Consider the following 12474-nt stretch of genomic DNA (forward strand, 5'->3'; position numbering starts at 1 on the left):
GTTTAATCTCGAATGTGTACTTCATAAGAACCTCCGAAAACTGGTTTGGGATTCCAGGTTTCGGGGTTCAGATCATTGCTGAGAGGGGAAAGAGGCCTGTTACGAACGTTTGTACAGCGGTAGCCAGATCGTTAAGCGCAATCCTCCCAGCGGGCTGTCGTCGGCTTTCACCCAACCACGGTGCTGTTGAATAGCAGTTTCGACGATAGCCAGCCCCAGGCCGGTGCCACCCGATTCGCGATCGCGCGCTTCGTCGGTACGGTAGAAGGGACGGAAAATTTGCTCTCTGTCTTCCGCGCTGACGCCTGGGCCATCGTCATCCACGTTGATGGTGATGCCTTCTTTGTCGACCGAGAAATTCACTTCGATTTGGGTGTGTGAATAGCGCAGAGCGTTACGCACAATATTCTCAAGCGCGCTTTCCAGCGCATTCGGGTTGCAGTACAGCGGCCACGGACCCGGCGGGAAATTCACCGTCAGCGTTTTACCGACCTGCTCGGCTTCAAAGGCGGCGTTGTCGAGCACCTCATTCCACAGCTGGTTGGCTTTGACGGTTTCACTGACCAGCGCGCTTTTTTGCTGATTACGCGACATCACCAGCAGATCATTGATCATGCTGTCGAGACGCTGAGCTTCAGTCTCAATGCGCTCCAACTCTTTGCTCTCGCCGCTACGTCGACGCAGAAGTGCCGTACCCAACTGTAAGCGGGTCAGGGGCGTTCGCAGTTCGTGGGAGATATCAGAAAGCAGGCGTTGCTGCGCTGTCATCATCCTTTCCAGTGCGGTAACCATCTGGTTAAAGCTGGCGCCGGCGGCGACAAATTCCTGCGGCCCGGCTTCCAGCTCCGGTCGCTGTCGCAAATTACCCTGGGCCACTTCATCTGCCGCATTTTTCAACTTACGCGCGGGTTTCGCCAGGCTCCATGCCAGCCAGAGCAGTAAGGGGGAACTGATGAGCATGGTGACGATTAGCAGCAGCAGCGGGCGGTCAAACAACAGATTGATAAAGTCTGACTGAGAGTTGCTGGCAGGACGGATCAGATAGAGCTGGTAATTATCTTCTCCGTCACGGACGGAAAATGGCCCTACCAGCTCAACCCGACCATATTTCTTCTTCTGCGGGTGATCAGAGTTATCCGCCTGACCAATAAAGTTGCGGATAATCTGCATTTCATTGCGTTCAGCGCCAATCACGCGGCCTTCGCTGGTGACCAGCAGCAGGCGTTGCCCAGGCGGTGCCCATTTGTCGATAGCGCGAAACAACCTGCGCCACCACATTAAATCGTTGGGCGGATCGTTAGCCAGTTCAGCTTCGACATGTTGCTCTATCATCACGCCCTGACGCTGCTCGCTGTCGAGCAGTTCCGTCATTTGGCGTGAATCAAGTTTTGGCACCATTAATACCAGCATCAATACCAGCGCCAGCGTAAGCCAGAATATGGCGAAGATGCGGGCAGTCAGGCTTCCTATCATGAAGCAGATACCATCAGGTAACCCCGGCCACGCAAGGTTTTAAACCATGGATGACCATCTTTACGATCCGGCAGCTTACGGCGCAGGTTAGAGATATGCATATCAATCGCGCGGTCAAAGGGTGTTAAGCGTTTGCCCAGCACTTCCTGGCTTAAATGCTCGCGTGAGACGACCTGTCCCAGATGCTGTGCCAGCAGGTAGAGCAGGGTGAATTCCGTACCGGTTAATTCAAGCGACAGACCATCAAAGTTGGCTTCCTGACGACCTGGATTCAGGCTCAGGCCATCAACTTCCAGCGTCGGAGAACCGTTATCGGTGTTCTGTTGCTGTTCGCTCCAGTGCGAGCGGCGCAAAATGGCGCGAATACGCGCGACCAGTTCGCGATCGTTAAAGGGTTTTGGCAGATAGTCATCTGCGCCCAGCTCAAGGCCAAGCACGCGATCTAACTCACTGCCGCGGGCCGTCAGCATAATGACGGGTGTCTGGTGTGTCTGGCGTAGCTCTTTAAGGGTATCAATACCGTTTTTCTTCGGCATCATGACGTCGAGCAAAAGTAAATCGATGCTGTCATCAAGGAGGTCGAGCGCCTGCTCCCCATCATGGGCAACCTGCACGTTAAAACCTTCCATGTCGAGCAGCTCTTTTAACAGGGATGTAAGCTCTCGGTCATCATCTACTAAAAGAATTTTATTCATTGTTTAAATACCTCCGAGGCAGAAATTACGTCATCAAGAGTCGCTAATCCATGACTTTACGTTGTTTTACACCCCCTGACGCATGTTTGCAGCCTGAATCGTAGACTGATTCTCGTTGATTCGCGACACAAAGTATTTTGGGAGCAAATGATGCGCATAGTTACCGCTGCCGTCATGGCCTCAACACTGGCGCTTAGTACCATTGGCCAGGCTGCTGAAGTCGTAACTGGCGATAACTGGCACCCGACTGACGGAATCGCGCAGCGTAATGGTCAGAACCATATGTTTGACGGCATACATTTAACCGAGCATCAGCGCCAACAGATGCGAGATTTAATGCAGCAGGCACGGCACGACCAGCCCCCTGTTAATGTTAGCGAAATGGAGGCAATGCATCGCCTCATCACCGCAGAAAATTTTGATGAAACCGCTGTGCGGAATCAGGCAGAGAAAATGGCGCAGGAACAGATTATGCGTCAGGTTGAAATGGCGAAAGTCCGCAACCAGATGTATTACCTGCTAACGCCTGAGCAGCAAGCGGTTTTGAAACAGAAGCATCAACAACGGATGGACCAACTGCGCGAAGTCGCGCAAATGCAGCAAGGTTCACCGATGACGTTCTTCAGTAGCAGTAGTACCCAGCGTTCCCAGTAATGAACCCTGTTTTCCTTGCCATAGACACCATCCCTGTCTTCCCCCTCATGATGAGGGGTTTTTTTTTGCCCGCAATTCAGGCGTCTGATTTCCCACCGGTTAAGTTGCCTTTCGTTATACTACCCACAGAACAGAGTGGGAGCCTCTATGCATGAATCTTACGGACGCCTTGTCAGCCGGGCAGCGATTGCCGCCACGATCATGGCGTCGTCATTATTGGTCATTAAAATCTTTGCGTGGTGGTACACCGGCTCTGTCAGTATTCTGGCGGCCCTGGTGGATTCGCTGGTGGATATTGCCGCCTCGCTGACAAATCTGCTGGTAGTGCGTTACTCATTGCAACCGGCGGATGATGAGCACGCGTTTGGCCACGGGAAAGCGGAATCACTCGCCGCCCTGGCGCAAAGCATGTTTATTTCCGGCTCGGCCCTGTTCCTGTTTTTGACCGGTATTCAGCATCTGGCTAATCCTGAACCCATGTATGCGCCCGGCATTGGGATGGTTGTCACCCTGGTGGCATTAGTCAGCACTGTGATCCTTGTCACTTTTCAGCGTTGGGTGGTGCGAAAAACGCAGAGCCAGGCTGTCAGGGCAGATATGCTTCATTATCAGTCTGATGTTATGATGAACGGTGCAATTTTGGTCGCTTTGTGGCTGTCATGGTATGGCTGGCATCGGGCAGATGCCCTGTTTGCTTTGGGCATCGGTTGTTATATTTTATACAGTGCGTTACGTATGGGATATGAAGCCGTTCAGTCCTTGCTGGACAGAGCCCTGCCGGATGAAGAGCATCAGGAAATTTTCGACATCGTCACTTCCTGGCCTGGCGTCTGCGGCGCTCACGATCTTCGCACAAGGCAATCAGGTCCAACACGGTTTATTCAAATTCATCTGGAGATGGATGATAACCTTCCACTGGTTCAGGCGCACATCATCGCCGAACAGGTGGAACAGGCAATTCTGCAGCGTTTCCCGGGGTCGGATGTGATTATTCATCAGGATCCTTGCTCGCTAACACCTCAAGGACGATAAGCGCGTTGTTGCTGTCGTATTTCGTTGTAAAAAAAGAGAGTCAGGCCCGCATTTCGTGTATAAATTACCGCCATATGGTCTGACCTGAATCAATTCAGCAAATAGTGATTGATATAATATTTGCATCATAATCGTTTGCCCTACGGGGCTCGTTTTGGCCAACAGAACATTATTTTTGCATTCTAAGTTCAGAGGTAGTCATGATTAAAAAAATCGGTGTGTTGACAAGTGGCGGTGATGCGCCGGGCATGAACGCAGCAATTCGTGGCGTGGTCCGTGCAGCATTAACTGAAGGTCTTGAAGTCGCAGGTATCTATGATGGTTATCTCGGACTGTATGAAGACCGCATGATTCAACTGGATCGTTACAGCGTGTCAGACATGATCAACCGTGGTGGTACCTTCCTCGGTTCCGCACGCTTCCCTGAATTCCGTGAAGAACACATTCGTGCCGTGGCTATTGAGAACATGAAAAAGCGCGGTATTGATGCTCTGGTTGTTATCGGCGGTGACGGCTCCTATATGGGTGCCAAACGCCTGACTGAAATGGGCTTCCCGTGTATCGGCCTGCCGGGCACTATCGATAACGACGTTGCCGGTACCGATTACACCATCGGTTACTTCACCGCCCTGCACACCGTGGTTGAAGCGATTGACCGCCTGCGTGACACCTCCTCTTCGCACCAGCGTATCTCCATCGTTGAAGTGATGGGCCGCTACTGTGGCGACCTGACCCTGGCGGCGGCGATTGCCGGTGGCTGTGAGTTCATCGTTATTCCGGAAGTGGAGTTCAGCCGCGAAGATCTGGTCGCTGAAATCAAAGCTGGTATTGCCAAAGGTAAGAAACACGCGATTGTGGCGATCACCGAGCACATCTGCGATATCGACGAGCTGGCGAAATACATCGAAACCGAAACCCAGCGTGAAACCCGTGCGACTGTCCTGGGCCACATTCAGCGCGGCGGTTCTCCGGTGCCTTACGATCGTATTCTGGCCTCCCGCATGGGCGCATATGCCATTGAGCTGCTGTTGCAGGGGCAGGGCGGTCGTTGCGTCGGCATTCAGAACGAGAAAATGGTTCACCATGACATCATTGATGCCATCGAGAACATGAAGCGTCCGTTCAAAGGCGACTGGCTGGACTGCGCGAAGAAACTCTACTGATCCTTCTGAACGCCCTCTGCTTCGAGGGCGTTTCTTTACCCTCTAATATTCCCCAAAGTTATAGCCAATCTTTTTTTATTCTTTAATCATTGGTCGAATTTCTGGCACGCTGAACTCATCAAAATACATAACCAGAGAGAGTGGGCGATGAACAAATGGGGCGTGGGGCTAACGTTGTTGCTGGCATCCGGCAGCATTCTGGCAAAGGATATTCAGTTATTAAATGTGTCGTACGATCCAACGCGTGAGTTGTACGAGCAGTACAACAAAGCGTTCAGCGCACACTGGAAACAGGAAACCGGCGATAACGTCGTGATCCGCCAGTCACACGGCGGCTCAGGCAAACAGGCGACCTCGGTGATCAACGGCATTGACGCCGATGTTGTGACCCTGGCGCTGGCTTATGATGTTGACGCTATCGCTGAGCGCGGCAGCATCGACAAAAACTGGATCAAACGTCTGCCGGATAACTCCGCACCTTACACCTCCACCATCGTTTTCCTGGTGCGTAAGGGCAACCCGAAACAAATTCATGACTGGAATGATTTAATCAAACCGGGCGTGTCCGTGATTACACCAAACCCGAAAAGCTCCGGCGGCGCTCGCTGGAACTATCTGGCTGCATGGGGCTATGCCCTGCACCAGAATGGCGGCGATCAGGCCAAAGCGCAGGAATTCGTAAAAGCGCTGTTTAAAAACGTTGAAGTGCTGGACTCCGGCGCACGTGGTTCAACCAATACCTTCGTTGAACGCGGCATTGGCGATGTGCTGATTGCCTGGGAAAACGAAGCCCTGCTGGCGACCAACGAGTTGGGTAAAGACAAGTTTGAAATCGTCACTCCGAGTGAATCCATCCTCGCAGAGCCGACCGTCTCTGTCGTCGATAAAGTGGTCGCGAAGAAGGGCACTCAGCAGGTTGCCGAAGCCTACCTGAAATATCTCTACTCACCGCAAGGACAAGAGATTGCGGCGAAGAATTACTATCGTCCGCGTGATAAAGAGGTCGCGGCGAAATACGCAAGCGAGTTCCCGAAACTGAAGCTGTTTACCATTGACGATGTCTTTGGCGGCTGGACGAAAGCGCAGAAAGAGCACTTCTCCAACGGCGGCACCTTCGACGAAATCAGCAAACGCTAATCCCCAGGCGGCCCTTCACGGGGCCGTTTTTGTTTTCCTCTCCCCCTTCTTTTGTCTCCCTGCTGCGCTATGCTTCATGTTCTTTCAGGAATGAGGACGTCCGATGAAGATTGTGCATCGCGCCACCATCGCGCTGGTGATGTTGCTGCTATTGGCCCTGGCGGCAGGCGCATACTGGTGGAACAGTAGCGACAGGGACCAGCTTCGCCAGATTGTCATGGGGGAATGTTTACCCCGCAAACAGGATAACCAACCACCGACCCCCTGTGCGCAGGTCAATCTTAACGGCGGTTATGCCCTGCTGAAAGACCGTCATGGCCCACTGCAATATCTGCTGATGCCAACGTACCGTATCAACGGCATGGAAAGCCCATTGTTGTTGCAGCCGCAGACTCCCAACTTTTTCTGGCAGGCATGTCAGGCGCGTGGTGTGATGGGGGAAACGCGAGGGCGCGCACTGCCGGACAGCGCCATTTCGCTGACGATCAATTCGCGCACCGGGCGTACCCAGAATCACCTGCATATTCATATCTCCTGTCTGCGCCCCGATGTACGCCTGAAGCTTGACCAGCAAGCGGCCCGAATCAGCAGCCAGTGGTTGCCATTCCCCGACGGGCTGTTGGGGCATCGTTATCTGGCGCGTCGCGTAACGGATGCGGAGCTGGTCCAGCGCAGCCCCTTTATAATGCTGGCGGAAGAAGTGCCGGATGCCCGCGCGCATATGGGACGATATTCACTGGCGATGGTACAGCAGGCTGATGGCTCCTTTGTTTTGCTGGCAACGGCACGGGATCTGCTCACCTTTAACCGTGCATTTGCTGAGGAAATCCAGGATCATCAATGCGATATCCTTAATTAACCCCACCATATTTGGCGTTTACCAGGCAAGCCTGTCACCGTAGACTTGCTGAAAAATTCTACAGGAGACAGGTATGTCGCTCTGGTTTACTCACCCTCTGTTCCTTCCTTGTGTGATTGTAGGTATCACGATCGTGCTCTGGGCGACCTCGTTATTGCCGGAGTTTATTACCGCGCTGCTGTTCTTCACTGCCGCAATGATTGCCAAAATTGCCCCACCGGACGTGATTTTCGGCGGCTTTGCCTCTTCTGCATTCTGGCTGGTGTTCAGCGGCTTTGTGCTGGGCGTGGCGATCCGTAAGACGGGGCTGGCGGACAGGGCGGCGCGGGCATTATCGACAAAGCTCACCGACTCATGGCTGTTGATGGTGGCAAGTGTGGTTCTGCTCAGCTATGCGCTGGCCTTTGTTATGCCCTCAAATATGGGACGTATTGCCCTGTTGATGCCTATTGTGGCGGCGATGGCGGCACGTGCCGGCATTAACGAAGGCACTCGCGCCTGGTATGGGCTGGCGCTGGCGGTGGGGTTTGGCACCTTCCAGCTGTCGGCAACGATCCTGCCCGCCAACGTGCCCAATCTGGTAATGAGCGGGGCGGCTGAAGGCTCTTACGGTATCCATCTCAATTATGTGCCCTATCTGCTGTTGCATACGCCGGTGCTCGGGATACTCAAGGGGCTGATTCTGATTGCCCTGATTTGCTGGCTTTTCCCGGGCCAGCCCCACGCGCCCAAAGAGATGGCCCCGGCAGAGCCCATGAGCAGGGCAGAGAAACGGCTGGCGTGGTTACTGGCGGTGGTATTGACGATGTGGGTGACAGAGAGCCTGCACGGCATTGGCCCTGCCTGGACGGGACTGGTGGCGGCCTGCATTACGCTGCTACCCCGCATCGGCTTTATCAATGGCGAAGAGATCTCGATTGGTGTGAACATCCGCACCTGTATTTACGTGGCCGGTATTCTTGGGCTGGCGATCACCGTCACCCAGACGGGGATTGGTGCGGCGGTGGGCGAGGCCTTACTGCACGTGATGCCACTGGATGCAAACAAGCCGTTCACCAGCTTCCTTGCGTTGACGGGCATCACCACGGCGCTGAATTTCATCATGACCGCCAACGGCGTACCGGCGCTTTTCACCACTCTGGCGCAGAGCTTCTCGGATGCCACCGGTTTTCCGCTGCTGTCGGTGATTATGATCCAGGTGTTGGGTTACTCCACGCCGTTGCTGCCGTATCAAGCATCGCCGATAGTGGTGGCAATGGCTCTGGGCAAGGTACCTGCCCGGTCGGGAATGCTGCTATGTTTTGCGCTGGCGGTAGCAACTTATCTGGTACTGCTGCCGCTGGATTATGCGTGGTTTAGCGTGCTGGGGAAATTGTAGGTCTGGAGCGATCGGATTCCCTCTCCCGTGGGAGAGGGAAGGCAAGCCAATTACGCTTTAGCCGCTTCTGCTGCTTTAACGATCACCGCGAAAGCATCCGCTTTCAGGGATGCACCGCCAACCAGCGCGCCATCGATGTCCGGCTGGGTGAAGAGTTCAGCTGCGTTAGAGGCGTTAACAGAACCGCCGTACTGAATGATCACCTGCTCAGCGACTTTCGCGTCTGCTTTCGCAATATGGTCACGGATAAATTTGTGTACCGCCTGAGCCTGAGCCGGGGTAGCCGATTTGCCGGTACCGATAGCCCATACTGGTTCGTAAGCAATAACCACACCTTCGAATGCAGCAGCGCCCTGAGTTTTCAGCACTGCGTCAATCTGACGAGCGCAGACTTCTTCCGTTTTGCCTGCTTCGTTTTCAGCTTCAGTTTCACCGATGCACAGAACCGGGATCAGACCCTGTTCTTTCAGCACGGCGAATTTCTTCGCAATAAACTCGTCGGATTCTTTGTGGTAAGTACGACGCTCAGAGTGGCCGATGATGATGTATTTCGCGCCGAGATCTTTCAGCATTTCTGCGGAAGTTTCACCGGTGAATGCGCCAGACAGGTTAACGTCTACGTTCTGCGCGCCGAGGATAATGTGGCTGCCCGCAGCGGCGTGTTGAGCCAGATCGAGGTACAAATCTGGTGGTGCAATCGCTACGCCACAACCGGTCACGCCTGCCAGTTCTTTACGCAGGTTAGCTACCAGTTCGTTTACCATGTGGCGGCTGCCGTTCAGTTTCCAGTTACCCATCACCAAAGGATGTCGCATTTTTACTCTCCACGCACGAAGCGAATTAAGGAATTTAGCTACCCCTCAGGGCAGCCTGGTCTGTGAAACAGTATAGAGATTCGTCCTCTGAAAGGCTTTGCTTTTTGTCATTTATTGTCGCCTTCGAGGCTTTCGGATAGCGTCAGCTTAATCGGTTCAACTGCGAAGGTCAGCCCCTTTTCGCCGTCGTCCACTACAACATAGCGAATTGCGCCTTCGGTTTCGGCATACCAGACTTTGTTTTTTCCGCTGTTCAGCAATCTTTGCAATTTTTGCAGACTTTGCGCCTTGCTGAGGCTGGGTGAAAATGCCCTGATCACCGCAGCCATATACTCCTGTGCTCTGGCTTTTGCCGCTTTCTGCTCCGGCCCTCTCGCCGTAAGCCAGGTAATCTGCATGGATTTAATTTTAAGCGTGCCGCGCTCGAGCGCTGTCGATGCATACAGATTATCGTTAATTTTTGTTGCCGCGCGCGTCAGGCGCGCCGTGTCGGCACCAGACTCAATGGCGCGAAATTCGTTTAATGCCAGCTCAGGATTGTCTTCATTGAACTTCTCTCTGAACTGACTAATGGATTGCTCAAATGTAGGCGCACCAGGTAAGAGATAGGGTGCTGTCGCTACAGATGGCGCATCGACTGCAAGTGCAGGCAGGCAGACCAACAATGCCGTCAGCAGAAGCCACCAGGTTCTCATCCACATCCTCCTCATTTCACTCTGTTGACGATTAAAACGATAACCGCCGGGCTTGTCAAAAACTCGCGCCGCCAGGGTAAACTACGCAACAGTACGATAATAAGGAACCTTACATGGGTATTCAGCAGTGGTTATTCTCAATTAAAGGGCGCATTGGTCGCCGCGATTTTTGGCTGTGGATGGTCATCTGGGTGGCGGCGATGGCGGCGCTGTTTTATGCGGTGGATTTCAACCTGCTTGCCAGCCAGAGTGCAGCATTCATGCTGGTTTGTCTGTTATGGCCGACGGCCTGTGTGATTGTGAAACGTCTGCACGATCGCGGTAAATCTGGCCCATGGGCGCTGCTGTTGGTGCTTGCATGGATGCTGCTAGCCGGGAACTGGGATATGCTCAATGGCTCCTTGCAATGGGCGGTAGGACGCTTTATTCCAGTGCTGATTATGGTGATGATGTTCATTGACCTGGGCGCATTTGTCGGCACCCAGGGCGAAAACAAATTTGGCAAAGACACTCAGGATGTAAAGTACCGCTGATTACCAGTAGTGCTCAGCGGTCATATGGCCTGGTCGGCGGCGTAAGTGTTTGCTCATCTGCCGGGTCTCCTTCAGCAACTGCTGGGTGTCGCGTACCATTTGCGGATTGCCGCACAGCATCACGTGGCTGGTGTCGGTGGTCATTGGCAGACCCACCGCCGCCTCCAGTGCACCGCTTTCTATCAGTGCCGGTACGCGTCCGGTAAGCGAATCAGAAACACTTTCCCGACTGACCACCGTCTGAATGCGCAGTTTGCCTGCGTAGCGTTGCTGGAGTTCCTGCATTAACGGCAGGTAGCTCAGATCTGCGGCGTAACGAACTGCGTGCACCAGCACCAGATTGTTGAAACGTTCAAGATCTTTGCCCTCCTGCAAAATCGACAAATAGGGGCCGATCGCCGTCCCGGTTGCCAGCATCCACAGCGTGTCGCAGTCCGGCACCTCTTCAAGCACAAAGAATCCGGCGGCTTCGCTAACGATCAGGACCTCATCGCCAGGTTGCAGCGCGGCGAGGCGTGGGCTGAGTTTGCCTTCAGGGACGGTAACAAGATAGAACTCAAGGTCGGGATTGCCGGGGGCATTGACGTGGGAATAGGCGCGCTGTACCCGCTCGCCATCGATTTCGAGGCCCAGCTTGGCAAACTGCCCGGCAGTGAAAGGAAGAACAGGGGCATGAACGGTCAGGCTGAACAATGCATCGGTCCAGAACTCGACTTTGACGACTTTTCCACTCACCCAGTCGGCCATGATTTTCTCCTTTTCAGAATCATTGCCTTATCTTCGTCGTGAACGGAGAGGATTTCCAGCCCGCGTAAGCCAGAAAGCTCTCCCTGATAAATACACTTACAGAATATGCGTTTGCACGTCCGGATCTTTACGATCCAGATAGTGAATCGACTGAATGCGGCGGATGGTGCGTGATTTGCCACGGATCAGCAGGGTCTCGGTAGTGGCGATATTGCCTTTGCGGCTGATGCCGTCCAGCAGGTCGCCTTTGGTGATCCCGGTTGCCGAGAAAATCACATTATCGCTGCGCGCCATGTCGTCGAGGCGTAAAACTTTGCCTGCTTCAATGCCCATGGCCTGGCAACGCGCCAGCTCATTTTCACCGATACGACGGTTCTCTTCAGTGTCGCCTTTGACGTCATGACGTGCCAGTAGGCGACCGTTCATATCGCCATCCAGTGCGCGGATCACTGCCGCCGAGACCACACCTTCCGGCGCGCCGCCAATACCGTACAGCACGTCAACTTCACTGTCCGGCATGCAGGTCAGAATGGAGGCGGCAACGTCGCCGTCAGGAATAGCAAATACGCGTACGCCGAGCTTTTGCATTTCTGCGATAGTCGCATCGTGACGTGGTTTCGCCAGAATGGTCACTGTCAGCTCAGAGAGCGGTTTACCCAGCGCTGCCGCCACATTGCGCAGGTTATCGGTCAGCGGCAGGTTGAGGTCGATAGCCCCTTTTGCGCCCGGCCCGACAATCAACTTTTCCATATACATGTCCGGTGCGTTCAGGAAGCAGCCCTGATCGCCCACCGCCATTACCGCCAGCGCATTGGCCTGGCCCATGGCGGTCATCCGCGTTCCTTCAATGGGATCGACGGCAATATCTACCGCATCGCCTTTGCCGGTACCGACTTTTTCACCGATGAAGAGCATTGGGGCTTCATCAATCTCCCCTTCGCCAATCACAATAGTTCCGTCGATATTGACCTGATTTAGCATAATGCGCATCGCGTGAACCGCTGCGCCGTCGGCGATATTTTTGTCGCCGCGACCCAGCCACTTGTAGCCTGCCAGGGCTGCGGCTTCCGTCACGCGGGAAAATTCAATGGCAAGTTCTCGTCTCATTGCATACTCGTGAAGTCAAAGAAATTGCACGAAGTTTAACACAGGGAGGGGAGTGTAGTGCGGTTGGGGGCGGTGCGGTCTGAGCCCCTCACCCTGGCCTGCTCCCCCAGGGCTGAGTGATCCCCAGTAATATGGTCAGTCATCCATGACCATATTACTGTATTCTTTCCCTAACATTTTCAGTAT

General features: G+C 53.9%; 13 protein-coding genes. 7 read left to right on the forward strand and 6 right to left on the reverse strand.

Annotated features, from left to right (window positions below; all coding sequences use genetic code 11):
• Nucleotides 1-99: 99 nt before the first annotated feature.
• Together cpxA and cpxR are read right to left on the reverse strand one after the other, a co-directional pair.
• Nucleotides 100-1473, reverse strand: a complete 1374-nt coding sequence (cpxA, locus tag ACSZO4_RS21520; protein ID WP_437891102.1) for an envelope stress sensor histidine kinase CpxA — start codon at nt 1471-1473, stop codon at nt 100-102.
• Nucleotides 1470-2168 carry an envelope stress response regulator transcription factor CpxR gene (cpxR, locus tag ACSZO4_RS21525; protein WP_437891103.1) on the reverse strand — a complete coding sequence of 233 codons (699 nt, stop codon included), beginning with the start codon at nt 2166-2168 and terminating at the stop codon, nt 1470-1472. Before cpxR ends, cpxA begins: the two co-directional genes overlap by 4 nt.
• Before the next feature lie 150 nt (nt 2169-2318).
• Between cpxR and cpxP the strand changes: the two genes are divergently transcribed.
• From cpxP to ACSZO4_RS21555, 6 genes are all read left to right on the forward strand, one after another.
• The gene (gene cpxP / locus ACSZO4_RS21530; protein ID WP_437891114.1) at nt 2319-2822 is read left to right on the forward strand and encodes a cell-envelope stress modulator CpxP; all 504 of its coding nucleotides are present in this window, start codon (nt 2319-2321) and stop codon (nt 2820-2822) included.
• Nucleotides 2823-2969: 147 nt separating this feature from the next.
• A complete protein-coding gene (gene fieF, locus ACSZO4_RS21535) occupies nt 2970-3854 on the forward strand; it encodes a CDF family cation-efflux transporter FieF (RefSeq protein WP_437891104.1) in 885 nt (294 codons plus the stop codon).
• Between the two features lie 200 nt (nt 3855-4054).
• Nucleotides 4055-5017 carry a 6-phosphofructokinase gene (gene pfkA, locus ACSZO4_RS21540; protein ID WP_437891105.1) on the forward strand — a complete coding sequence of 321 codons (963 nt, stop codon included), beginning with the start codon at nt 4055-4057 and terminating at the stop codon, nt 5015-5017.
• A 147-nt stretch (nt 5018-5164) separates the two neighbouring features.
• The gene (locus ACSZO4_RS21545) at nt 5165-6154 is read left to right on the forward strand and encodes a sulfate ABC transporter substrate-binding protein (protein WP_437891106.1); all 990 of its coding nucleotides are present in this window, start codon (nt 5165-5167) and stop codon (nt 6152-6154) included.
• A gap of 103 nt (nt 6155-6257) precedes the next feature.
• Nucleotides 6258-7013: a CDP-diacylglycerol diphosphatase gene (cdh, locus tag ACSZO4_RS21550; protein ID WP_437891107.1), complete on the forward strand. Its 756-nt coding sequence runs from the start codon at nt 6258-6260 to the stop codon at nt 7011-7013.
• Between the two features lie 73 nt (nt 7014-7086).
• On the forward strand, nt 7087-8391 hold the full coding sequence (locus tag ACSZO4_RS21555) for an SLC13 family permease (protein ID WP_437891108.1): 1305 nt from the start codon (nt 7087-7089) through the stop codon (nt 8389-8391).
• Nucleotides 8392-8441: 50 nt separating this feature from the next.
• Here the strand turns inward: ACSZO4_RS21555 and tpiA are convergent, their stop codons facing one another.
• Both tpiA and ACSZO4_RS21565 read right to left on the reverse strand, forming a co-directional pair.
• Nucleotides 8442-9206: a triose-phosphate isomerase gene (gene tpiA, locus ACSZO4_RS21560; protein WP_437891109.1), complete on the reverse strand. Its 765-nt coding sequence runs from the start codon at nt 9204-9206 to the stop codon at nt 8442-8444.
• Nucleotides 9207-9313: 107 nt separating this feature from the next.
• Nucleotides 9314-9901, reverse strand: coding sequence for a DUF1454 family protein (locus ACSZO4_RS21565; RefSeq protein WP_437891110.1), 588 nt, complete (start codon nt 9899-9901; stop codon nt 9314-9316).
• 113 nt (nt 9902-10014) lie between these two features.
• On the opposite strand from ACSZO4_RS21565, the gene ACSZO4_RS21570 reads away from it, so the two are divergent.
• Entirely contained in the window at nt 10015-10434 is a 420-nt protein-coding gene (locus tag ACSZO4_RS21570) for a DUF805 domain-containing protein (RefSeq protein WP_437891111.1), read from the forward strand.
• Here ACSZO4_RS21570 and fpr read toward each other — a convergent pair whose 3' ends face one another.
• Both fpr and glpX read right to left on the reverse strand, forming a co-directional pair.
• On the reverse strand, nt 10435-11181 hold the full coding sequence (fpr, locus tag ACSZO4_RS21575; RefSeq protein WP_437891112.1) for a ferredoxin--NADP(+) reductase: 747 nt from the start codon (nt 11179-11181) through the stop codon (nt 10435-10437).
• A 96-nt stretch (nt 11182-11277) separates the two neighbouring features.
• Complete coding sequence (gene glpX, locus ACSZO4_RS21580; protein WP_437891113.1) at nt 11278-12288, reverse strand: class II fructose-bisphosphatase; 1011 nt, start codon at nt 12286-12288, stop codon at nt 11278-11280.
• Nucleotides 12289-12474: the final 186 nt, after the last annotated feature.

Origin of the sequence: Phytobacter sp. V91, assembly GCF_965644225.1 — a bacterium.
Classification (GTDB): Bacteria; Pseudomonadota; Gammaproteobacteria; order Enterobacterales; family Enterobacteriaceae; genus CBFFRJ01.